Source organism: Paraburkholderia sp. BR10954, assembly GCF_040965775.1.
GTDB classification, from domain to species: Bacteria; Pseudomonadota; Gammaproteobacteria; order Burkholderiales; family Burkholderiaceae; genus Paraburkholderia; species Paraburkholderia youngii.
In genome coordinates, this window is sequence record NZ_JBFRCK010000012.1 from 129,714 (window position 1) to 151,259 (window position 21,546).

At 62.3% G+C, this 21,546-nt stretch carries 20 protein-coding genes and 1 tRNA gene; 7 read left to right on the plus strand and 14 right to left on the minus strand.

Translation table 11 applies throughout. The features are described 5' to 3' along the window. Positions 1 to 8: 8 nt before the first annotated feature. Entirely contained in the window at positions 9 to 1,115 is a 1,107-nt protein-coding gene (locus AB4Y34_RS18655; protein ID WP_176380641.1) for a LysR family transcriptional regulator, read from the minus strand. A 39-nt stretch (positions 1,116 to 1,154) separates the two neighbouring features. On the opposite strand from AB4Y34_RS18655, the gene AB4Y34_RS18660 reads away from it, so the two are divergent. Next, positions 1,155 to 1,466: a hypothetical protein gene (locus AB4Y34_RS18660; protein WP_368716822.1), complete on the plus strand. Its 312-nt coding sequence runs from the start codon at positions 1,155 to 1,157 to the stop codon at positions 1,464 to 1,466. Here the strand turns inward: AB4Y34_RS18660 and AB4Y34_RS18665 are convergent. Next, positions 1,456 to 3,312, minus strand: coding sequence for a phosphoenolpyruvate carboxykinase (GTP) (locus AB4Y34_RS18665; protein WP_368716823.1), 1,857 nt, complete (start codon positions 3,310 to 3,312; stop codon positions 1,456 to 1,458). The genes AB4Y34_RS18660 and AB4Y34_RS18665 overlap by 11 nt on opposite strands. A 387-nt stretch (positions 3,313 to 3,699) precedes the next feature. Between AB4Y34_RS18665 and AB4Y34_RS18670 the strand changes: the two genes are divergently transcribed. Further along, positions 3,700 to 4,713: a D-2-hydroxyacid dehydrogenase family protein gene (locus tag AB4Y34_RS18670; RefSeq protein ID WP_176380638.1), complete on the plus strand. Its 1,014-nt coding sequence runs from the start codon at positions 3,700 to 3,702 to the stop codon at positions 4,711 to 4,713. A gap of 58 nt (positions 4,714 to 4,771) precedes the next feature. On the opposite strand, the gene AB4Y34_RS18675 is transcribed toward AB4Y34_RS18670, so the two are convergent. Next, positions 4,772 to 5,650: a patatin-like phospholipase family protein gene (locus tag AB4Y34_RS18675; RefSeq protein WP_176380637.1), complete on the minus strand. Its 879-nt coding sequence runs from the start codon at positions 5,648 to 5,650 to the stop codon at positions 4,772 to 4,774. A 75-nt stretch (positions 5,651 to 5,725) separates the two neighbouring features. Next, on the minus strand, positions 5,726 to 6,130 hold the full coding sequence (locus AB4Y34_RS18680) for a PaaI family thioesterase (RefSeq protein ID WP_176380636.1): 405 nt from the start codon (positions 6,128 to 6,130) through the stop codon (positions 5,726 to 5,728). Between the two features lie 199 nt (positions 6,131 to 6,329). Between AB4Y34_RS18680 and AB4Y34_RS18685 the strand changes: the two genes are divergently transcribed. Beyond that, positions 6,330 to 6,405, plus strand: a tRNA-Lys gene (locus AB4Y34_RS18685). A 158-nt stretch (positions 6,406 to 6,563) separates the two neighbouring features. Then, entirely contained in the window at positions 6,564 to 6,737 is a 174-nt protein-coding gene (gene traT / locus AB4Y34_RS18690) for a complement resistance protein TraT (RefSeq protein WP_176380635.1), read from the plus strand. A 110-nt stretch (positions 6,738 to 6,847) separates the two neighbouring features. On the opposite strand, the gene AB4Y34_RS18695 is transcribed toward traT, so the two are convergent. Further along, positions 6,848 to 8,365: a diguanylate cyclase gene (locus AB4Y34_RS18695; protein WP_368716824.1), complete on the minus strand. Its 1,518-nt coding sequence runs from the start codon at positions 8,363 to 8,365 to the stop codon at positions 6,848 to 6,850. A 26-nt stretch (positions 8,366 to 8,391) separates the two neighbouring features. Next, positions 8,392 to 8,685: a hypothetical protein gene (locus AB4Y34_RS18700; protein ID WP_368716825.1), complete on the minus strand. Its 294-nt coding sequence runs from the start codon at positions 8,683 to 8,685 to the stop codon at positions 8,392 to 8,394. A 423-nt stretch (positions 8,686 to 9,108) separates the two neighbouring features. On the opposite strand from AB4Y34_RS18700, the gene AB4Y34_RS18705 reads away from it, so the two are divergent. Continuing rightward, the gene (locus tag AB4Y34_RS18705; RefSeq protein ID WP_368716826.1) at positions 9,109 to 9,696 is read left to right on the plus strand and encodes a LysE family translocator; all 588 of its coding nucleotides are present in this window, start codon (positions 9,109 to 9,111) and stop codon (positions 9,694 to 9,696) included. A 49-nt stretch (positions 9,697 to 9,745) separates the two neighbouring features. Here the strand turns inward: AB4Y34_RS18705 and AB4Y34_RS18710 are convergent, their stop codons facing one another. The 6 genes from AB4Y34_RS18710 to cadR form a co-directional block, all read right to left on the minus strand. Beyond that, positions 9,746 to 10,612, minus strand: a complete 867-nt coding sequence (locus AB4Y34_RS18710) for an AraC family transcriptional regulator (RefSeq protein WP_368716827.1) — start codon at positions 10,610 to 10,612, stop codon at positions 9,746 to 9,748. Between the two features lie 141 nt (positions 10,613 to 10,753). After that, on the minus strand, positions 10,754 to 11,548 hold the full coding sequence (locus AB4Y34_RS18715) for an ABC transporter substrate-binding protein (RefSeq protein ID WP_368716828.1): 795 nt from the start codon (positions 11,546 to 11,548) through the stop codon (positions 10,754 to 10,756). A 64-nt stretch (positions 11,549 to 11,612) separates the two neighbouring features. Further along, positions 11,613 to 12,767 (minus strand): pyridoxal phosphate-dependent aminotransferase, encoded by a 1,155-nt coding sequence (locus tag AB4Y34_RS18720; protein WP_368716829.1) that lies wholly within the window; start codon positions 12,765 to 12,767, stop codon positions 11,613 to 11,615. A gap of 332 nt (positions 12,768 to 13,099) precedes the next feature. Then, positions 13,100 to 14,503: an ATP-dependent RNA helicase DbpA gene (dbpA, locus tag AB4Y34_RS18725; RefSeq protein ID WP_368611136.1), complete on the minus strand. Its 1,404-nt coding sequence runs from the start codon at positions 14,501 to 14,503 to the stop codon at positions 13,100 to 13,102. A 23-nt stretch (positions 14,504 to 14,526) separates the two neighbouring features. After that, the gene (locus AB4Y34_RS18730) at positions 14,527 to 14,727 is read right to left on the minus strand and encodes a hypothetical protein (RefSeq protein WP_176109856.1); all 201 of its coding nucleotides are present in this window, start codon (positions 14,725 to 14,727) and stop codon (positions 14,527 to 14,529) included. Between the two features lie 125 nt (positions 14,728 to 14,852). Beyond that, positions 14,853 to 15,284 carry a Cd(II)/Pb(II)-responsive transcriptional regulator gene (gene cadR, locus AB4Y34_RS18735; RefSeq protein ID WP_176109857.1) on the minus strand — a complete coding sequence of 144 codons (432 nt, stop codon included), beginning with the start codon at positions 15,282 to 15,284 and terminating at the stop codon, positions 14,853 to 14,855. Positions 15,285 to 15,704: 420 nt separating this feature from the next. On the opposite strand from cadR, the gene AB4Y34_RS18740 reads away from it, so the two are divergent. Further along, entirely contained in the window at positions 15,705 to 17,792 is a 2,088-nt protein-coding gene (locus tag AB4Y34_RS18740) for a heavy metal translocating P-type ATPase (RefSeq protein ID WP_368716830.1), read from the plus strand. Positions 17,793 to 17,821: 29 nt separating this feature from the next. On the opposite strand, the gene eutC is transcribed toward AB4Y34_RS18740, so the two are convergent. Together eutC and AB4Y34_RS18750 are read right to left on the minus strand one after the other, a co-directional pair. Continuing rightward, the gene (gene eutC, locus AB4Y34_RS18745; protein ID WP_368716831.1) at positions 17,822 to 18,613 is read right to left on the minus strand and encodes an ethanolamine ammonia-lyase subunit EutC; all 792 of its coding nucleotides are present in this window, start codon (positions 18,611 to 18,613) and stop codon (positions 17,822 to 17,824) included. Beyond that, a complete protein-coding gene (locus tag AB4Y34_RS18750; RefSeq protein WP_368716832.1) occupies positions 18,610 to 20,004 on the minus strand; it encodes an ethanolamine ammonia-lyase subunit EutB in 1,395 nt (464 codons plus the stop codon). Before AB4Y34_RS18750 ends, eutC begins: the two co-directional genes overlap by 4 nt. A gap of 316 nt (positions 20,005 to 20,320) precedes the next feature. Between AB4Y34_RS18750 and AB4Y34_RS18755 the strand changes: the two genes are divergently transcribed. After that, positions 20,321 to 21,202 carry a GyrI-like domain-containing protein gene (locus AB4Y34_RS18755; RefSeq protein ID WP_184226159.1) on the plus strand — a complete coding sequence of 294 codons (882 nt, stop codon included), beginning with the start codon at positions 20,321 to 20,323 and terminating at the stop codon, positions 21,200 to 21,202. Positions 21,203 to 21,546: the final 344 nt, after the last annotated feature.

The window sequence follows — 21,546 nt, forward strand, 5'->3', positions numbered from 1 at the left end:
TCAGGGATTTAGAGCGGCGACAACGCCGTCGGACGGCTGCTGCGGTTGGACGACTTCGTCATCGGCTTCGGTACGGCAGGCGACAGCTCGCTATCGAGGAGCCGCGACAGCGGTTCCGCACCATCGAACGCTTCGGGGGCGCGGGACTCGGCAGTTTCGAACGCGGCCGACGTCGCCGGGCGCTCCAAACCGTCCTTGATCCACTGTTCGCCGAGCACGCTGTTCGGCGTCTGGCTGAAGTGCTCGACCAGATGATCGATGAACGTGCGCACCTTGGCCGGCAGGTGACGGCGGCTCGGGTACGCGATGTTGATCTCCACCTGCGGCAAACGGTAATCGCCGAGCAAACGCACGAGCCGGCCACGCGTCATGTCGCGACCGATCAGATAGCTCGGCAGAATCGCGATGCCCATGCCCAGCAGCGCAAACTGCCGCAGCATCTCAGTGTTGTTGGCGACGATCACGTTCGACGGCCGCACGCGCACTTCGCCTTCCGGCCCCGTGAACACGCGTTCATCGCCCCAGTATTCGGACGGCAAGCTCAGGCACGGGTGTTCGAGCAGATGCTCGGGACGCGTCGGCGTGCCATGCTTTTCCAGATAAGCCGGCGTCGCGCAGACGGTCATACAGCCGGTGGTCAAACGCCGCGTGACGATGCTCGCGCTGCGCATTTGCCGCGCGATCACGACGCCGACGTCGAAACCTTCCTCGACCAGATCGACCTGACGATCGACCAGCGTGACGTCGGGAATGACTTTCGGATAGCGCTCCGCATACGTTTGCAGCACGGGCGCGAGGTTATGCAGCCCGAACACGACGGGCGCGACGATGCGCAGGGTGCCGACGGGTTCGTGATTGCGAGCGACCACCATCTGTTCGACGTCTTCCAGTTCGTCGAGAATTTGACGGGCGCGCTCGAGATAGACCTGACCGGATTCGGTCAGCGACAAGCTGCGTGTCGTGCGATTGAGCAGCCGCGTACCAAGACGGCCTTCGAGGTCGGCAACATGACGGGTGGCAACCGCATTGGAAATATCCATCGCGCCCGCGGCGCGGGCAAAACTGCCGAGATCCGCCACCTTGACGAAAACTCGCATCGACTGCAAATGATCCATAGGACAACTCCCTGCCTTGTTACTGCTTCCTGACAATAGGTGAAAACCAGTGAAGCGAACTTGGAATTCTCCTACGACTCGCAATATCGTGCAGAAGTTGCCCGCAAAACAGGAAATATTGTCGATTTTGGTACGAGCATGTCGATAAAACCGGGCCCGACCAGCGATTGTTCCCGAATAGAAAACAATGTGCTGCGCTGCAGCTTGCACTGTCTTTTTTGTTCGAACAGATGCAACGGTCGCCGCGGTGTTGCGGAAATTGAAAGGATGGGCACGAACCTCACCCCAAAGAAAAAGCCGCCCAAGGGCGGCTTTTCAGGCTCAGTGAGCACTCACATAGTCAAGCTGTGAGCTTTTCCTCTAGCGCCCGCTTAGCTTCGGATAGCGCCTGCGGCAGACCGTGTTGCAGTGTATCAAACAGCTTCGTGTGCAACACGAGCTCGTCGCGCCATGCAGCGGCGTCGACGGAAATCACCTGCTCGAACTGCTCGCGGGTGAAGTTCAGACCGCTCCAGTCGATGTCCCCATAGTGCGGCGAAATGCCGAACGCATGCTCTTCGCCCTGCGCGGTGCCTTCGATGCGACCGACCATCCAGCTCAGCACGCGCATGTTCTCGCCGAAGCCGGGCCACACGAACTTGCCGTCCGGACCCTTGCGGAACCAGTTGACGCAGAAGATTTTCGGCAGCTTCGCGCTCAGCTGCTGCAAACGCTCGCCGGTCTTCAGCCAATGGCTGAAATAGTCGCTCATGTTGTAGCCGCAGAACGGCAGCATCGCGAACGGATCGCGGCGCACCACGCCCTGCTGACCAGCGGCCGCGGCGGTGGTTTCGGAGCCCATCGTCGCTGCCATGTAGACGCCCTCGACCCAGTTGCGCGCTTCGGTCACGAGCGGCACGGTGGTCGAGCGACGACCGCCGAAGATGAACGCGTCGATGGCGACGCCGGCCGGGTTTTCCCAGTCCGCGTCGATCGACGGGCACTGCGAAGCCGGCGCCGTGAAGCGTGCGTTCGGATGCGCGGCCTTGCGGCCGGTTTCCTTTGCGTCGGCCGGCGTCCAGTCCTTACCCTGCCAGTCGATCAGGTGCGCCGGCGGCTCGTCGGTCATGCCTTCCCACCACACGTCGCCGTCGTCGGTCAGCGCGACGTTCGTGAAGATCACGTTTTCCTTCAAGGTGGCGAGCGCGTTGAAGTTGGTCTTTTCGCTCGTGCCCGGCGCAACGCCGAAGTAGCCGGCTTCCGGATTGATCGCGTACAGGCGGCCGTCCTTGCCCGGCTTGATCCACGCGATATCGTCGCCGATCGTCGAAATTTTCCAGCCGTTCAGGCCGGCCGGCGGAATCAGCATCGCAAAGTTGGTCTTGCCGCACGCCGACGGGAACGCCGCAGCCACGTGATGCTTGCGCCCTTCCGGCGAGGTGACGCCGAGAATCAGCATGTGTTCGGCGAGCCAGCCCTCGTCCCGGCCCATCGTCGATGCAATGCGCAGCGCGAAGCACTTCTTGCCCAGCAGCGCGTTGCCGCCATAGCCCGAGCCAAAGCTCCAGATTTCGCGCGATTCGGGGAAATGCACGATGTACTTGGTCTTGTTGCAAGGCCACGACACGTCCTGCTCGCCCGCCGCGAGCGGTGCGCCGACCGAATGCACGCATGGCACGAACGGGCCGTCCTCGCCGAGCACGTCGTACACCTTGCGGCCCATGCGCGTCATGATGCGCATGTTGGTCACCACATACGGGCTGTCGCTCAACTCGACGCCGATGTGCGCGATCGGCGAGCCGAGCGGGCCCATCGAGAACGGCACCACGTACATCGTGCGGCCGCGCATCGCGCCGTCGAACAGGCCGTCGAGCGTCGCGCGCATTTCGGCCGGAGCGATCCAGTTGTTGGTCGGGCCGGCGTCCTCGGCGCGCTGCGAGCAGATGAAGGTACGATCTTCGACGCGCGCGACGTCGGACGGATCGGACCAGGCGAGATAGGAATTGGGACGCTTGGCGGGGTTGAGTTTCTTCAGGGTTCCTGCTTCGACCATCTGCGCGCACAGGCGGTCATATTCTTCCTGCGAGCCGTCGCACCAGACCACTTGTGCGGGCTTGGTCAGCGCTGCGACGCGCTGGACCCAGTCGATCAGCTTTCGGTGTTTGACCCATGTGGGCGCCTCGATAGTGGGCGGCCCTTCGAACGAGGGAAGATTCATCGACTTGTCTCCGTTTGAAGCAAAAAAAAAACGGTACAAGCCCTGGGACGCTGCATGCGAGAGGCATTGAATTCATCACGCCGACGTGCCAATTTCCGACTGCCGGCGCATGATTGCGCAAATCGTCCTGGGCCACACAGCTTGCCAGGCGGAGGCCCGCGTCTACAAGGCTTCTGCAACCTTGTGTAAAGCGGCTTGCCTCAACACGCAACAAACTGCTAAAAACGTTCTCAATTCGCCTTCACGTAGCGCTGCCGTTCTTTTTTTGGTGCGGCACCTTCTACGGTAGGGCATCTAGCCAGACCAGCGTGTGACCTAAGTCACATGCTGGGACAGTCAGCATAACATTCGGTTCGCACCACGCGGGTGCGCCGCAAATTACATACCATGAAGATTGCCATCCTCGACGATTACCAGGACGCCGTTCGCAAGCTCGACTGCTTTCAATTGCTGGCCGACCAGGAAGTCAAAGTATTCAACAATACCGTGCGCGGTCTCGGACAACTTGCGAGCCGTCTTGCGGAAGTCGACGCCCTCGTCCTGATCCGCGAACGTACTCGCATCACGTCGCAACTGCTCGATAAGCTGCCGCGTTTGCGGATGATCAGTCAGACCGGCAAAGTGGCGAGCCACATCGATCTGGCTGCCTGTACCGAGCGCGGCATTGCCGTGCTCGAAGGCACCGGTTCGCCGGTCGCGCCGGCTGAACTGACGTGGGCACTCATCATGGCCGCCCAACGTCGTATTCCGCAATACGTGGCAAACCTTAAGCAGGGCGCCTGGCAGCAGTCGGGGCTGAAGACGTCGGCGCTGCCGCCGAACTTCGGTTTGGGGCAAGTGCTGCGCGGCCAGACGCTGGGGATTTGGGGCTACGGCAAGATCGGCCGGCTGCTCGCCGGCTACGGCAAGGCGTTCGGCATGAACGTGCTGATCTGGGGCCGCGAGCATTCGCGCGAAGCCGCTCGCGCCGATGGCTACGGCGTCGCGGCGAGTCGTGAGGAACTGTTCGAGACCAGCGATGTGTTGTCGCTGCATCTGCGTCTGCACGACGACACGCGTGGCATCGTCAAGCAGGACGATCTGATGCGCATGAAGCCGACCGCGCTGCTCGTGAACACGAGCCGCGCCGAGTTGCTCGAAGAGAACGCGCTGGTCAACGCGCTAGCGCACAACCGTCCGGGGATGGTCGCGATCGACGTCTACGAAAGCGAGCCGATCCTGCAGGGCTATAGCCTGCTGCGCATGGAAAACGTGATCTGCACGCCGCACATCGGCTACGTGGAGCGCGAGAGCTACGAGCTGTATTTTTCGGCGGCGTTCAAGAACATCCTCGCTTTCGATGCCGGCGATACCGCCAGTGTCGCGAATCCGGAGGCGCTGCAGGGCGGACGTCGGCGGTGATGGGTGGGCGAAGTGGCCGGCGGGTTAGGCGTGTCCAGCCCTGCCCTGCCGCATTTGCTTACCGCGCTTCGTGCGCTCCCGCCTCCATCAATGCGGGGATGCGTTCAAGAAAGACCTCGCCGTCGGCACGGCCAAGGTTATAGGCGTGCACCATCTGCGATGGACTCGTGTAATCCCAACTCGAAATCGGCACCTTGCGCGACGGCTGCACGTAAAGCCGTTGCTGCACGCCGTGCGGCACGACGAACATCTGCGGCCGCGGATAAAGACGCGTGACCATCACGAGCACGTTGCCGGGTGCGTCGGCATCTAGTGCGCCGACCGGCACGTTATCGACCATGCCGCCGTCCAGCACCGGCCGGCCGTTGCGCCGCAGAACCGGCGTGAACGGCGGTGTACTCGACGATTGCAGGATCAGGTCTGCCAACTCGTCGACGCTCGCGCAATCCTGCGCGCGCACGAATTCAGGATGAAAGCCGAGTGTCCGACCAAGCGTCGGATGCAGCGTCTTGCGCAGGTATTTTTCGATGTTGTACGCGACCAGCCCCGCCGCGACCGCGCTTCGCGCGCCGAGCCAGCGCGGCAGATGCGACACGCCGATGCGGATTTCCGGCGCCTGTGCGAGCCTCGAAAACTTGTCGCCATAGATATCGAGCAGCGCTTGCCGGTAGATCCGGTAATGTGGGAACACCGACTCGCCGCGCAGCAGGTTGCCCCAGTAGGCGTTGCGCGTGTTGTGGCGCAGCGCGTCCTCGTAATAACGCATGACCCAGTCGGAATCACCGCGCGTGTAAATCATGCAGGCGGTTGCGGCGCCGGCCGAAATGCCGGTGATCACGCGCGGACGGATGTCGAGCCGCGGCTGCACGACGTCCCAGAAACCCGCCTGCCACCAGCAGCGGTTGCCTCCACCGGCGAAAACGACCTGATCGAACATGCTGCTTTTCCTTGCTTTGCTTTGCTCTTGCTACGGGCCGATTGTGTTGCCGGCCGGCTCCGGTCCGGCGGACGTTCAGTCGAGCAACGCGTAGGTCGTAGTGGCATGAACGGCCATGTTGCCGCCTTCGTCGAACAGTTCGACTTCGCCGAACACGAGATTGCGGCCCATGCGCAGCACACGCGCCTTGATCAGCACATCGCCCTTGCGGACCGCGCGCATGAAGTTAATGTTCAGCGACACCGTGCTCATCGGCTTGAAGCCGCCGAGCGCGGCGGTGATGGCGACGACCATCGCCGTATCCGCGGCCGCCATGAACACCTGGCCACTGATCATGCCGCCCGAGTGACGCCACTCGCCAGAGAACGGCAAACGCAGTGTGGCGCTTTCCTCGTCGACCTTGATCGGCGTCAGCGTGAGCGCCCGGACCCATGGCGCGAGGACTCGGTCGAGCAACTGGGTAATCTCTTTGTCATCCATGGCAATCCCGGTCGAAAGCCGCGATGCTGCACGCAGCGTAGTGTCCGCGACATGATACCGGCCGCGTTGGACGCGACGATGTTTTCTGGACGGCGGCTTTGTCGAGGGAATGCTCAAGTACGGGCGATGCGATTTTTTAATAAAACGGCGAATAGGGCTTGGCAATCTCGAAAAGATCCTGCATAATTTCGCTTCTGTTGGGGCGTTAGCTCAGTTGGTAGAGCAGCGGACTCTTAATCCGTAGGTCGAGTGTTCGAGTCACTCACGCCCCACCACCAGATTCAAGCAAAAAGCCCGGTCACTGCGACCGGGCTTTTTGCGTTCCGGGCGCGGTTATATCCACCATTCTCTTACTCATTTCGCATAATTTCTCTAATTTCCCTCAAGTTTCTCGAACAGCAGCCGACATTCACATTGCCTTTCCTTTCCTCACATGAATGGAGAGGCGAGTATCAACAAAGAAATAAATTCAAATGATTGGCCAGCGTGCGGCAGAACGTATCAGACTCGTATCCTGAGCGTCGCCAACAAAGTGAATCTCGAGTTCGCCGAAGCCGCGCCGCCGCTGCGTAGTGGGCTGGTGCGCGTGATCGCTGGCCCGTTCTAAGCCTCGACCGCTAGCGTCAGTTAACACGACGCGAAAATATAAAAAGGGTTGCACGCGAAAGCGTCTCAACCCTTTTTCACTTCCGGCGCAGAACCATCACGAGCGACCGGTCACCCAACTCCCGTCTGCGCGACCATATTGCGGCCGCCGGCCTTTGCCGTATACAACGCCTCATCGGCAGCCCGAACGACGGCTCCGACATCCGTCGCCCGATCCGGACGAGACGTGGTCGCGCCGATGCTGACCGTCACTCGCCCGAACTCGCAGCCCTCGTGCGCGATGCCCAGCTCGCCGATCGCCGCGCGGATTTTCTCGCCGACCACCCCGGCGCCGCTCACGTCGGTATCTGGCAGCACCACGACGAACTCCTCGCCCCCGTATCGGCCGACGCAATCGCCCGGCCGCTGGATCACTCCGCGGATGCAGCGCGCGACCGCGGTCAGTGCGACGTCGCCGGCCTGGTGACCATACGTATCGTTGTACGCTTTGAAGTGATCGATATCGACGAATAGCAGCGACAACACGCTGTCGGTGCGGCGCGCGCGCAGCCATTCGCGATCAAGCGTTTCGCACAGTGCGCGGCGATTGGGCAAGCCGGTGAGCCCGTCCGTGCCGGCAAGCCGTTCGAGTTCGTGCTCCACCTGCTGTCGTCGCCGCAACTCGGCGCCGAGCCACGCCGCCAGCACGATCACGCCGATCCCCAGGATTAGCATCAGCGAACCGATCGTCAGCGCGCGCTTCCACCAGCCCGCGTAGATATCGGCAGTCGAATCGGCGACCAGCACGATCAGCGGCAATTGTGGAATCCGTCTGAACGAGTAGAGGCGCTCGACGCCATCGAGCGGCGAAGACGCGATAAAGCTGCGCTCGTCTTTCGCAAGCAGCCGCTGGAAGAGCTCCGTCTTGCTGATATCGGTGCCGGTTACGTTTCGATCGTCGGGCCGTCGCACGATGATCGTGCCGTCCGTTCTGACGATCGACACCGAGCCGTGCTGCCCTATCCTCAGATCCGCGAACAGGCTGGCGAAATACTCCTGATCGATACCGAGCGCGACGATTCCCGCAAACGATCCATCCGGCCGCGACAGTCGCCGGCTCAGCGCGATGCTGCGCGAACCGGGTCTGAGTCTCGAGTTATACGGCGCGCTGACATAGAGCCCGAAATTCGGATCTTCGCGTTGAATCCTGAAGTACTGGCGGTCGGAGAGGTTTCCCCGGCGCGGCACGTCGTTTTCGGAATCGATCACGACGTTGCCCACTGCGTCGAGCACCACCATCGCGCCGACGTATTGCCCGGTCGCCGCGCGATCGAACAGGATCTCGCGCCACAACCGCGGCGAATCGAGCACGCCCGGACGGCCGAGGCCCTCGGCGACTGCCTGCAGCGACAGCGAGTACAACTCGAAATTGCGCGCGATGTCGCGCTGGGTGATCGTCGCGACATCGCGCGTTGAATCCAGTGCACGCGCGATCGCATCTTCGCGGCTCTGATACAGCGTGTAGCCGCACAGCGCGAGCATTGCCAGCACCACGCCGCATCCGGCGTAGATAACGCCATCGCGCGGCACCCGCCATCCGCGCGCCCGTGCGATCAGCAGGCGAAACCGGCCCTTTCTTCGATAGATCATGTGCTCTGCGTTTCCAACGGCGGGAGTCAGTTTGTCGAAGTGCTCACTACGCTTCCGGTTTGTTGGGACAGAACACTCAGCAGATAGCGAATCCTCCCGCTATCTTCGTCGGACAGGTCGTTCAGGTGCCAGCATTCGAGATCCCGCAGGTTGTCGCGTAGTCGCTTGAACGAGCGCTGCGTCGCATCGACGATCGGCCAAACGTGCAGCAGATACGCGAGCGGAATCACGCACCTGCGCTCGCACCAACCATCGAATAACGCGAGACGCAGCTCGTTCAATTCGTCCGCACTTTTCTGCCTGCTCACATGGGGACCCACATGCACTCCCTTTGATCCATTCGACTGGTCGTTTCCAGTAGAAACGGAACAGCCTATTGATACTGATGCAAAGCATTCACCGCGCGCTCGATGCATTTAACTTCGTGCGCGTAAGTCGTTAAGCCCTGTATCGCTAGTTTTTCGAGGTCTCGGCCTGTTTATCGAGCCGAATACTTGCGCGCTGCATAGGGACATATCATAGCTATCGATCGGTACAATTTGCCTGATAATTCAGAAATTAATTTTTCGGTAAGGTTTGCGCGTAATTAGCTCTAAATTCAAACGCATGTTTGTTATCGAATCACTGCGTCGTCGGATTATGTTTTGGTTTCGATTGGGCAATTTCCTTCAATACATGCCCTCGCCGTCTCGTTACCGTTGTGCGTCGCAATTCATTCGCACACTCACGTTTCGAGGCATCCGATGACCGCATTACTTTCGATGGCCGCGTTCGCGCTCGCCAGTTCCATTTCTCCCGGCCCGGTCAACGTCGTCGCGCTGAGCGCCGGCGCGCAGCACGGGCTCGCCGCGAGTCTGCGGCACGTCACTGGCGCGACGGTCGGTTTCACGTTGCTGCTTCTGTTGATCGGCCTTGGCTTGCACGAATTGCTCGCGCGCTTTCCCAATCTGATCGAGATCGTCAAATGGGCGGGCGTTGGCTTTCTGCTCTATATGGCCTACAAGCTCACCCTCGATAACGGCCAGCTCGGCGCGGGCAAGCCGGCGCGCAGGCCGTCGTTCGCGCACGGCGCGGCGATGCAATGGCTCAATCCGAAGGCGTGGCTCGCATCGCTGGCCGGCATGGGCGCACATGCGGCAGGCGGCGACGGCGGGCTCGTCTGGCAATTCGCGGCGCTGTACTTCGTGCTCTGCTATCTGTCGATCGCGAGCTGGGCCTATGCCGGCACGTTTTTGCGCAGGCATCTGCGTGAGGCGAAACGAGTCCGGGTGTTCAATCGCGTGATGGCGGCGCTGCTCGCTCTCAGCGCGATGTATTTGCTCGTGGAGTGACCTGAGTCGCGCCTGCTTGCCGATGCGGCTTCACCACGCCGCGTCATGCTCAGCTGCGATATTGCCCCGGCGTTGCCGCCACCAGCCGCTTGAAGGTGCGCTGCAAGTGCGCCTGATCGGCGAAGCCTGCATCGAGCGCGACATCGGCGATCAACGCGCCGCGCCGCAGTTGCGCACGACTGTACTGGATGCGTCGGTTGATCAGATACGCGTGCGGCGTCATGCCGTAGCGCAGCTTGAACGCGCGTATCAGATGTGAAGCGGACAGCCCGGCGGCTGCGCATACGTCGTCGAGTTTCAGCGCGCGCGTGCAGTTTTCGGCGATGTACTCCGCGGCACGCGCGAGCTGGCCGCTCGCGGCACGCTCGGGCAGGCTCGCCGGATTGAGCGTTTGCTGCACGTTCGAAAAGAAAGTGATGGCCGCGCTTTCCTTGCGCAGCGTGTCGATGTCCCCATCGTTGCTGGCGAGAATCGCGCACAGCCGGTTCAGGCCATCGAACAACGCGGCGTCGAGCGTCATGATCTGCGAAAACGCGCGGAACGCATGGCTCTCGTTGAAGCCCAGCTCGTGCTGAAGTTTCGTGAACCAGGCAACGTCGACGTGCAGCATCCGGTACGACCAGCGCTCGCCGGCAACCGGGTTGCACGCGTGCACATCGTCGGGGTTCATCATCACGACGGCGCCCGCGCCGATCCATTCTCGCGCGTGGCGGTTCAGATACACGCTGCGGCCGCCCGTCACCGCGCCGATCGAGAACGTTTCGTGCGAATGCCTGGCGTAGCAGACCTTGCGGCCATCGTCGATCGAGCGTGCTTCGATGAACGGTAGCGCGTCGCTACGCCAGAAGCGCGGCGCGTCCGCGCCTTTTGAGCGTGCGGTGTTTGCAGCGCTCGCCTCTTCGATCGTCTCGCTCATGCGCGCTCTCCGGTTGATCCGCCGACTTCGCCGTTGTCTGCGACTTCGCGAAGCCTCCGTATCGTAGCCGTCAAACGCCCGGCCAACAAGCGAATGCGCGACGCCGCCCGCAAACGGCGCCGCCAGCCGAACGCGACGCGATTACTTGGCGCTGACGTCGATATTGCCGAGATATTTCGCCGCGAGCGTCTTTACCGTGCCATCGGCTTGCACTTTCGCAATTGCAGCGTTCAACTGATCGCGCAGCGCGGTATCGCCCTTGCGAATGCCGTATGCGATGCCGCTGCCGAGAATCTTGTCGTCACGCACCGGTTGACCGACGAACGCATAGCCCTTGCCTTCGGGCTTCGACAGAAAGCCCGTTTGTCCCGCCGGCGCGAGCACCAGCGTGCCGTCGAGACGGCCCGCGGTCAGATCGGTATAGACCTGGTTCTGGTCCTGATACGGCAGCACGGTCACGCCGGCCGGTTCCCAATGCACCTTCGCGAAGGTCTCCTGAATCGAGCCTTGCAGTACGCCGATGCGCTTGCCCTTCAGCGACTCAGGCGTCGGCTGCAGACCGCTGTCGCTGCGCGCGATCAGCTGCGACGGCACGCGATAGACGACGGTCGTGAAATCGATCGCCTGACGGCGCTGTTCGGTCGCGTTCATCGCCGAATTGATCGCGTCGAACTTGCGGCCCTGCAGTGCCGGAATCAGGCCGTCGAACGAGGTTTCGACCCACTTGCACGTCATATGCGCGGCCGCGCAGACCGCGTTGCCCACGTCGATATCGAGCCCTTGCAGTTCGCCGTTCGGTCCTTTCGATTCGAACGGCGGGTACTGCGCTTCGAGGCCGAAACGCAGCGTCGCGGTATCGGCGGCGCTGGCGGCCGACCATGTTGCGAGCGATGCGCCGGCACAAGCCAGCGCGAACAAGCACTTGAGAATCTTCATCACGTCTCCCTACTTTCTTCGAATACCTTGGTCACTTCGATACCTGGAGTGTGCTCTCGCGCGCTCAGATTTCACATAGGCGCCGGGCGCCTTCGAGCAGCGTCGCGTCGTCCTTCGAGAAACTCAGGCGAATCAGCCCCGAATCGGTGCCGTCGGTGTAGAACGCCGACAACGGAATCGTCGCGACGCGCGCATCGCGGATCAGGCGCAGCACGAAATCGCTGTCGCTTTCATCGGAGAAGCCGCGGAACCGGGCGAGCATAAAGAAACTGCCTTCGCTCGGCAACAACTCGAAGCGCGATTCGCGCAGCGCATGCGCGAGCAGATCGCGCTTCTTCTGATAGAAGTCGGACAGGCCGAGATAGCTGTCGCGATTGGCGAGCGCGTCGACGAACGCGTGTTGCATAGGCGTATCGGCGGAGAACACCATGAACTGGTGGACCTTGCGGATTTCGTCCATCAGCGCGGCGGGTGCGAGGCAATAGCCGACGCGCCAGCCGGTCACGTGATACGACTTGCCGAACGACGACACGATCACGCTGCGCTCCGCGAGTTCACGATGGCGCGCCATGCTCTGATGCTTCGCGCCGTCGAACACGACGTGCTCGTAGACCTCGTCGGACAGAATCACGATGTCGGTGTTGCGCGTGAGCGCCTTCAGCCGCTCGATATCGGCGTCGCTAAAGATCGTCGCGGTCGGATTGTGCGGCGTGTTGACGATGATCATGCGCGTCTTCGGCGTGATCGCCGCGGCGACTTCGTCCCAGTCCACGCGGAAGTGATCGAGCGACAGCTTGATCGCAACCGGCTTCGCGCCTTGCAGGCGCACGATCGGGCCATAGCTGTCGAACGACGGCTCGAAGTAGATCACTTCGTCGCCCGGATGCACGAGCGCGCTGATGGTCGAGTAGAGCCCTTCGCTTGCGCTCGCGAGCACCGTCACTTCGCTGGCCGGGTCGTAGCGCACGCCGTACAGCGTTTCCACCTTGTCGGCGAGCGCTTCGCGCAGCGCGACGATGCCGGCCATCGGCGCGTACTGGTTGTGACCGGCGCGCATCGCCTGCGCGACGCCGTCGACGAGCTTCGGGTCCGGCGCGAAATTCGGTGCGCCCTGCGACAGGTTCAATGCATCGTGTTGCGCGGCCAGCTGGCCGATCACGGTAAAAATGGTGGTGCCGACGTCCGGCAGTTTCGAGCGGGCTTGCATGGCGCTCTGCATAAGACTTTCTCCCTTTCTTCAGCCGCTGGCGGCCGCACGAAACGGCGGCGGCGGGGCGTTCCTTCCAGTGGGGTGATTAGGCATCAGCCAAAGAACGCTCACAATCGAAACTTTGTCATGCGCGGCATGCGTTTTCGTCATGGCTCGCGATAGGCGGCTGCGCGCCGGGGCAAGCCTGCGGGATCATGGTTTGTGGGGAGGCGGTGGCGAATGCGGGAACCCGCGTAGGTATGAAGGAATGTGATGCTGAGCGGTTTGCCTACGAAAACGGCCGCAGACGCGGCCGTTTTCGAGTTATCGGACTTTCAAGGAAAGCTGGCGCTGCGCGTGTATCACGCTTCGTCCATCAAACGGACCTTGACCTTGCGCCCCTTCAGCTTGCCCGCGCTGAGCCGGCGCACCGCCTCGCGCGCGATGCTGCGCTCCACCGCGACATAAGTCGACATGTCGGTCACGTTGATCTTGCCGATCTGCGAGCCCGCGAAACCGGCGTCGCCGGTCAGCGCACCGAGCACGTCGCCGGGACGGATCTTGTCCTTGCGGCCGCCGAGAATCTGCAGCGTTTCCATCGGCGGCAGCAGCGGGTCGTTGCTGGCCGCCTTCAACTCGGCCAGCTTATGCCATTCGACGTCGCGCTTGTGCGCCTGCTCGATCCCGCCGACACGCCCCATCTCGTCCATGCTCGCGAGACTCAGCGCCCAGCCTTCCTGGTCGGCCCGGCCCGTGCGGCCGATGCGGTGCGTGTGCACTTCCGGGTCCGGCGTCACGTCGACGTTGATCACCGCTTCGAGTTGCGCGATGTCGAGGCCGCGCGCGGCGACGTCGGTCGCGACCAGCACCGAGCAGCTGCGGTTCGCGAACTGGATCAGCACCTGATCGCGCTCGCGTTGATCGAGTTCGCCGTGCAGCGCGAGCGCATGAAAGCCTTGCGCGCGCAGTACGTCGAGCAGATCGCGGCACTGCTGCTTCGTGTTGCAGAACGCGATCGTGCTGACCGGGCGGTAGTGATTCAACAGCAGGCCGACCGCGTGCAGACGCTCGTCTTCGGTCACTTCGTAGAAACGCTGACGGATCTTGCTGTCGTCGTGCCGCTCGGCGAGTTTCACTTCCTTCGGGTTGCGCAGGAATTGCTGGCTCAGCTTCGCGATGCCCTCCGGGTACGTCGCCGAAAACAGCAGCGTTTGCCGCTCTTTCGGGCATTGCCGCGCGACCTTCGCGATGTCGTCGAAGAAACCCATGTCGAGCATGCGGTCGGCTTCGTCGAGCACGAGCGTGTTCAGCGCTTGCAGCACGAGCGTGCCGCGTTCGAGGTGATCCATGATACGGCCCGGCGTGCCGACCACGACGTGCGCGCCGTGTTCGAGGCTCGCCGTCTGCGGACGCATCGGCGTGCCGCCGCACAAGGTCAGCACCTTGATGTTTTCTTCCGCGCGCGCGAGACGGCGGATTTCCTGCGTGACCTGATCGGCGAGTTCGCGCGTCGGGCATAGCACCATTGCCTGCGTGTCGAACTTGCGTGCGTCGAGACGCGCGAGCAGCGCCAGCGAAAACGCCGCGGTCTTGCCGCTACCGGTTTTCGCCTGAGCGATCAGATCATCGCCAGCGAGCGCGATCGGCAGGCTCGCGGCCTGGATCGGCGTCATCTCGAGGTAGCCGAGCTGCGTCAGGTTCGCGAGCGTCGCGGGCGGGAGCGGCAGTTCGCTGAATGCGGCGCCGGCGGGGGTGGGACTATTCATAGGGTCGTCTGTAGAAATCGCGATTACTCGGCCATCGGGCCATGATCGGGGCGGCCCGGCAGCTGCTCGTACAGCACCTCGCCGTCGTCGCCGTCGAAACGCTCGACGTAGTTGCGCGCGCCGCACAGCGGACAGCGGAACAGGAGCCCCTGGCCTTCGTTCTTGATGACGACGTCGGATTGCTCCCACTGCGCGCCGCAGGACTGGTTTCTACAGGTGAACACGTTGATTCTCCAACTGGATTCGATGATCGATCGGCAAAGTCGCTCGCGCGGCCTTGCCGTGTATGGGGTTGTTGCGCCGGCGCCGCATCGTGCCTTCGAAGCGCACGACGACGGCCGGCATAGCGTCAGCCGAGATGCGTATGCCGCGGACGCGGCACGGCCACATCCATGTCGGTCAGGCCGTGCACGATCCCGCAGTCTTCGACCGGATGCTCGCCGTGGCATTGGTCGCGCAGTGTCGTCAGTTGCGCCTTCAATTGATGCAGTTCTTCGATACGCGTGTCGACATGCGCAATGTGCTCCTCGACCAGCGTATGCATGCCGCCGCAGCCGTTCGCCGGCGCGTCGGTCAGACGCAGCAATGCGCGGATTTCGTCGTGGGTCATGTCGAGCGCGCGGCAATTGCGGATGAAACGCAGGCGCTCGACGTGCTTCGCCGTGTAACTGCGGTAGTTGGCTTCGGTGCGCTCCGCCTCGGGCAGCAGGCGCTCTTTTTCGTAAAAACGGATGGTTTCCGTCGTGCAATGAGCGATTTTCGCCAGTTCGCCGATTTTCATGGACCTTTCCTCCACGCGGCCTTGACCTTGTAGTGGCTTCAAGGTGTTTACTAGACCACAAATCGCACGAGGAAGCCACCAATGCCTGAAGTCAACCGTTATGCCACCGAACGTCCAGAAGTGGGCGAAGCCTGTCGCCACGGGGCTTGCGGGGAGGTTGATGCACGGCACGACCATGCTCACGGCAGGGATACGGACGGGGAATGCGGGCATTCGCATGGGCATGAGCACGTTCATGGTGCCGACGCGGGTAGTGGTCATCGGCATGAAGGACACGATCATGACGATGGCCATGACCATGACCACGGTCACTCTCACGGCGCCTGCTGCGCCTCCACCGCGTTCACGCCGACGCAGCTGCGCCTGCCGGCGTCCGAGGCCGTCGGCGACGACCTGCGCACCGCGATCCGCATCCTGCAGATGGACTGCCCGACCGAAGAAGCGCTGATCCGCAAGAAACTCGCTCGCATGCCGGACGTGCGCAGCATGGACTTCAACCTGATGCAGCGCGTGCTGACCGTCGTCCACGCGTCGGATGCGCTCGAACCGGTCCTCGCCGCGCTGCGCTCGCTCGACTTCACGCCCGAACTGGCGAGCGATTCCGGCGCTGGCAATGCCAGCGCGGCGTCTATTGCGGCTTCTGGCGCCGTACAGAAGACGTGGTGGCCGTTGATCCTCTCCGGCGTGATAGCGGCGACCTCAGAAGCCGCTAGTTGGCTTGGTGCGCCCGTCTGGGTAGTGGCGGGACTCGCGATCGTCGCAATCGCGTCCTGCGGCCTCACGACGTATCGCAAGGGCTGGCTCGCGCTGCGCAACGGCAACATGAACATCAACGCGCTGATGAGCATCGCCGTGACCGGCGCGGCGCTGCTCGGCCAATGGCCCGAAGCCGCGATGGTGATGATGCTGTTCGAGATCGCCGAGCTGATCGAGGCGCGCTCGCTCGACCGCGCGCGCAACGCGATCGAAGGGCTCATGCGGCTCACGCCCGCCGAGGCGAGCGTGCAGCAGCCCGACGGCGCGTGGCAGCTCGTGCGCGTCGACTCGATCGCGCCCGGCGCGCTGGTGCGCGTGAAGCCGGGCGAGCGGATCGCGCTCGATGGCGATATCGTCGCAGGCCGTTCGAGCGTCGATCAGGCGCCGATCACCGGTGAGAGCCTGCCGGTCGACAAAGCCGTCGGCGACGATGTGTTCGCCGGCACGATCAACCAGGCGGGCTCGTTCGACTACCGTGTGACGGCTGCGGCTGGCAACACGACGCTCGCGCGGATCATCCATGCGGTCGAGGAGGCGCAGGCCACGAAAGCGCCGACGCAGCGCTTCGTCGATGAATTTGCGCGCGTCTATACGCCGATCGTGTTCGCGATTGCGCTCGCTGTCGCTCTGGTCCCGCCGCTGCTGTTCGGCGGAGCGTGGCACGGGTGGGTCTATAAAGCGCTGGTGCTGCTCGTGATCGCATGTCCGTGCGCGCTCGTGATTTCGACGCCTGTGACGATCGTCAGCGGGCTCGCGGCTGCCGCGCGCAAGGGGATTCTGATCAAGGGCGGCGTCTACCTCGAACAGGGGCGCAAGCTGAGCCGCCTGGCGCTCGATAAGACCGGGACGATTACGCATGGCAAGCCGGTGCAGACGGAGTTTCAGGTGGTTGGTGATGAGGCCGACGCCTTCCGTTACCGCACCCTCGCGGCGAGTCTCGCGGGTCGCTCCGATCATCCTGTTTCGATGGCGATTGCTGCTGCCGCAAATGATGATCGCGTTGAACACCTGCACGTCGATGCGTTCGAAGCGATCGCCGGACGCGGCGTGCGCGGCGAGATCGATGGCATCGCGTACTGGCTCGGCAACCATCACTTGATCGAAGAACTGGGCCGCTGCTCGCCGCAACTCGAAGCACGCCTCGATCCGCTCGAAGAGCAAGGCAAAACCGTCGTGATGCTCGCCGACGCGCAGCGCGTGCTCGCGCTGTTCGCGGTCGCCGACACGGTGAAGGAGACGAGCCGCGCCGCCGTCGCCGAATTGCGACGGCTCGGTGTCAGCACCGCGATGCTGACCGGTGACAACCGCCACACAGCCGAGGTGATCGCCCATCTGGTCGGCGTCGATGAAGCGCGCGGCGATCAGTTGCCCGAGGACAAGCTCGATACGGTCGCGCAATGGTCGGCCGATGGCGCGACCGTCGGCATGGTCGGCGACGGCATCAACGATGCGCCCGCGCTCGCGCGTGCCGACATCGGCTTCGCGATGGGGGCGATGGGTACCGACACTGCGATCGAAACCGCCGATGTCGCGTTGATGGATGACGACCTGCGCAAGATTCCGGCGTTTATCCGCTTGTCGAAGGCGACGTATGCAGTGCTCGTGCAGAACATCACGCTTGCGCTCGGCATCAAGAGCGTGTTTCTCGTGCTGACGTTGATGGGCTTCGGCACGATGTGGATGGCGGTGTTCGCCGATGTCGGTGCGAGCTTGCTGGTGGTGGGAAATGGGTTGAGATTGTTGCGGAAGTGAGTGGGTCCGAGGTCTACGCTCATTGCGTCCTACGTTGAACCGTCGCTCACGGCTGGGTGCGTCGGCGCGTTTGCCAGCAGATCATCGCTGTCGTCTTTCAAACCCACTCCCGTGAGTCTCAGCGTCCTCGCCTGCGTGAGCAGATAGTGCAGCTTGTGCGCGGCCTGCGGATAGTCGAGCCCTTCGGGGCGCACGTTCGAAATGCAGTTGCGCTGCGCATCGCTGCAACCCACTTTCGGCGCGTACGTGATGTAGATGCCGAGGCTATCGGGCGAACTCAAACCCGGCCGCTCGCCGATCAGCATCACGACGATTTTCGCGTCGAGCAATTCTCCGATCTCGTCGCCGAGCGCGACGCGTGCCTGACGCGCGACCACTACGGGACCGATGGTCCAATCCGCCAGCTTTGGATGCATCGCTTGCAGCAACGGTACAGCCTGCTTCGATGCGGCAAACGCCGATAGGCCATCACCGATCACGAACAGCACATCGTTTGGTTGCGTTGGCAGACGCGCAAGCGTGGTGCGACTCTCATCCGACAGACGCCGCCCAAGATCAGGTCGCCTCAAATAATGCTCGCGATCCGGCGCGGCGCTATGCACGTCGAGCGTGTTGAAACCTTGTTCTTGCAATTGTGCGTGAAGCGCGTCCGCATCGAGCGGATGATGCACAGCGTCGCGTGCCTGCGCATGTGCGAGATTGAACGCGAGCAGCGGCGCGGTCGGCAGGCTGTTGCCCGCGCGGCCCAACGCGATGCGTGCCTGCGTAAACCGACGCAGCGCGTTCCACGGGTCCTTGTCGAGTGCGTCGTTCTCGCTCATGCGATCCCCATCCAGTCGCCCGCGCCTTCGAGCAGCGGTTGGCGCGCCGATGCGCCGATCAACGCGCCGCGTTCGTCGATGATCTGCATCGACTCCAGCCATTCCTCGAATTCAGGCGCGCGCCGCAAACCGAGCACGTCGCGCACGTACAGCGCATCGTGAAACGACGTGCTCTGATAGTTGAGCATCACGTCGTCCGCACCCGGCACGCCCATGATGAAATTGATGCCCGCGACGCCGAGCAGTGTCAGCAGATTGTCCATGTCGTCCTGATCCGCCTCCGCGTGATTCGTGTAGCAGATGTCGCAACCCATCGGCACGCCGAGCAGTTTGCCGCAGAAGTGATCCTCGAGACCCGCGCGCGTGATCTGCTTGCCGTCGTACAGATACTCGGGGCCGATGAAACCGACCACCGTGTTCACCAGAAACGGTTTGAACTTGCGCGCGACCGCGTATGCGCGCGCCTCGCAGGTCTGCTGATCGACGCCGAAATGCGCATCCGCCGACAACGCGCTGCCCTGCCCCGTTTCGAAGTACATCAGATTGCTGCCGACGGTGCCGCGTTTGAGCGACAGCCCCGCCTCGTACGCTTCCTGCAACAGCGCGAGCGAAATGCCGAAGCTCGCGTTCGCTTTCTCCGTGCCCGCGATCGACTGGAACACGAGATCGACCGGCGCGCCTTTTTCGATCGCGGCGATCGTGCTCGTGACGTGGGTGAGCACGCACGATTGTGTCGGCACCTGGTAGCGCTGGCGGAATTCGTCGATCATTAGCAGCAGTTTGGTGATCGCGGCGAGATTGTCGCTGGCGGGATTGATGCCGATCATTGCGTCGCCGCAGCCGTACATCAGGCCGTCGAGCATCGAGGCGGCGATGCCTTTGACGTCGTCGGTTGGGTGGTTCGGTTGCAGGCGTACGGACATGTGGCCCGGTAGACCGACCGTGTTGCGAAAGCGGGTGACGACCGGGCGTTTACGGGCGGCGGCGATCAGGTCCTGGTTGCGCATCAGCTTCGAGACCGCAGCGACCATTTCTGGTGTGAGGCCTTGCGTGACGCGGGTTAGTGCGGCGGTGTCGGTGGCGGTGCTGAGCAGCCAGTTGCGGAAGTCGCCTACCGTCAGATGGGAGATCTCGGCGAAGGCTTGTGGCGAGTGATCGTCGATGATCAGGCGGGTGACTTCGTCGGTTTCGTAGGGAATCAGCGGGTCGATCAGGAAGGTGCGCAGCGGTACTTGTGCCAGCGCCATTTTGGCGGCGACACGCTCTTCTTCGCTCGCTGCCGCGATGCCCGCGAGCTGGTCGCCGGAGCGTTGCGGGCTCGCTTTTGCGAGCACGGTTTTCAGATCGGCGAAGCGGTATGTGCGACTGCCGATCGATTCGGTGTAGCTCATGGTTGCGGCTCCATTGCTTCGCGCGAGCGCGGGTAGGAATGGGAACGGCGGTTTGATGCTGCGGGCTGCTTGCTGCTGGTGGTGCGCACTACACGATAGCGCCAAATTGGGGCAGCGTCACGTTGCCGGGGTTGGCTGCCTACCGGGGTCTGCGGCGGGCACTCCCGTTTGTGCGCGCGCATCGCGCGGTCAACAGGCGCTTAATCGCTTGTCGCGGATTACGTTAAATCCGCAGGTTTTGGTAAACGGCTGGCATGCGCCAGCGTGGTACCTTGTTCGCATCCTCTCGCGCCAATTTTCTGCGGTCCAGTCAGTCATGCACGAATCAGATCATCGGGCTCGATACGAAACGCGACTCGCACGCGTACTCGACCATATCTACGATCACCTCGACGAACCGCTCGATATCGGACGGCTGGCGGAGATTGCCTGTTTGTCGCCATATCACTGGCACCGGATCTATCAGGCGATGTATGGCGAGACGGTCGCGACCACCGTGCGGCGCTTACGGTTGCATCACGCAGCGGGGTTTCTTGCGAATAGTTCGATGCCGATTGCTCAGATCGCCGAGCGTGCGGGGTATAGCAGTTTGCAATCGTTTTCGCGGACGTTTCGCGCGGTGTTTGGTGTGCCGCCGGCGGAGTATCGAAGGAAAGGCACTCATAGCCGGTTTCGGCCGGCGCTCTCAGGAGACGATCAGATGACGACGATTCGTGAGGTCGTGATTCGTTATGTGGAGCCGATGGAGATTCTGTCGGTCGATCATGTCGGGCCTTATATGCAGATCGGCAAGGCTTTTGATGCGTTGTTTGGCTGGCTTGGGAAACATAATCTGCTTGCGGGGCAGATGCGGATGATCGGGGTTTACTTCGATGATCCGGGGGTGGTCGAGGAAGCTGCCTTGCGGTCGAAGGCGGGGGTGTTGTTGCCGGGGCCGGTGATGGCTGAGGCGGCACCGGCTGTTGGGATGGGTGGGGCGGTTTCTGTCACGCGTATACGCGGTGGGGAGTATGCGGTGTTGCGGCATGTTGGGCCGTATAGCGATATGCGGGCGGCTTATGAGTGGATATATGGGACCTGGCTCGTGCAGTCTGGACGAGAGGCAGCAGATGCACCGGTGTTTGAGGAGTATTTGAATAGTCCCAAGGAGACGGCGCCGGCGGAGTTGGTTACGGAGATTTGTTTGCCGTTGGCGTGAGGGGCGCGTGGCTGGGATGTTGCTGCCGTTGTGTGCGCATACGGTGCGCGGATTCTCTGTTTTTATAGAGTTTGTATATGTATACGTAGTAATAGTTAACAAGTGATGCGTTCGGCTGTGGATAACTTGGAAGTTCGTTTACGGATCAACACGCTGCGGAATCGATAACCCTTGGGAGCGCGCGCGGACAGGTTAACGGAGCCAGGGAAAATTTTTTATCGACCCGTAAACGCTGAGGCCTTATCAAGGTTTCGCCCACAACGTGTTCGGCGGCTTTTACAAGAGTTGTCCAGTGGGCGATGTGGATAAGTTGGAGGTTAACCTAACGTCATTTTTTGTAGCGA

Coding starts and splice junctions, on each gene's coding strand:
- AB4Y34_RS18655 (WP_176380641.1), bottom strand. CDS start 1,115: ATGGATCATTTGCAGTCGATGCGAGTTTTCGTCAAGGTGGCGGATCTC.
- AB4Y34_RS18665 (WP_368716823.1), bottom strand. CDS start 3,312: ATGAATCTTCCCTCGTTCGAAGGGCCGCCCACTATCGAGGCGCCCACA.
- AB4Y34_RS18670 (WP_176380638.1), top strand. CDS start 3,700: ATGAAGATTGCCATCCTCGACGATTACCAGGACGCCGTTCGCAAGCTC.
- AB4Y34_RS18675 (WP_176380637.1), bottom strand. CDS start 5,650: ATGTTCGATCAGGTCGTTTTCGCCGGTGGAGGCAACCGCTGCTGGTGG.
- AB4Y34_RS18680 (WP_176380636.1), bottom strand. CDS start 6,130: ATGGATGACAAAGAGATTACCCAGTTGCTCGACCGAGTCCTCGCGCCA.
- traT (WP_176380635.1), top strand. CDS start 6,564: ATGAATGGAGAGGCGAGTATCAACAAAGAAATAAATTCAAATGATTGG.
- AB4Y34_RS18695 (WP_368716824.1), bottom strand. CDS start 8,365: ATGATCTATCGAAGAAAGGGCCGGTTTCGCCTGCTGATCGCACGGGCG.
- AB4Y34_RS18705 (WP_368716826.1), top strand. CDS start 9,109: ATGACCGCATTACTTTCGATGGCCGCGTTCGCGCTCGCCAGTTCCATT.
- AB4Y34_RS18710 (WP_368716827.1), bottom strand. CDS start 10,612: ATGAGCGAGACGATCGAAGAGGCGAGCGCTGCAAACACCGCACGCTCA.
- AB4Y34_RS18715 (WP_368716828.1), bottom strand. CDS start 11,548: ATGAAGATTCTCAAGTGCTTGTTCGCGCTGGCTTGTGCCGGCGCATCG.
- AB4Y34_RS18720 (WP_368716829.1), bottom strand. CDS start 12,767: ATGCAGAGCGCCATGCAAGCCCGCTCGAAACTGCCGGACGTCGGCACC.
- dbpA (WP_368611136.1), bottom strand. CDS start 14,503: ATGAATAGTCCCACCCCCGCCGGCGCCGCATTCAGCGAACTGCCGCTC.
- cadR (WP_176109857.1), bottom strand. CDS start 15,284: ATGAAAATCGGCGAACTGGCGAAAATCGCTCATTGCACGACGGAAACC.
- AB4Y34_RS18740 (WP_368716830.1), top strand. CDS start 15,705: ATGGACTGCCCGACCGAAGAAGCGCTGATCCGCAAGAAACTCGCTCGC.
- eutC (WP_368716831.1), bottom strand. CDS start 18,613: ATGAGCGAGAACGACGCACTCGACAAGGACCCGTGGAACGCGCTGCGT.
- AB4Y34_RS18750 (WP_368716832.1), bottom strand. CDS start 20,004: ATGAGCTACACCGAATCGATCGGCAGTCGCACATACCGCTTCGCCGAT.
- AB4Y34_RS18755 (WP_184226159.1), top strand. CDS start 20,321: ATGCACGAATCAGATCATCGGGCTCGATACGAAACGCGACTCGCACGC.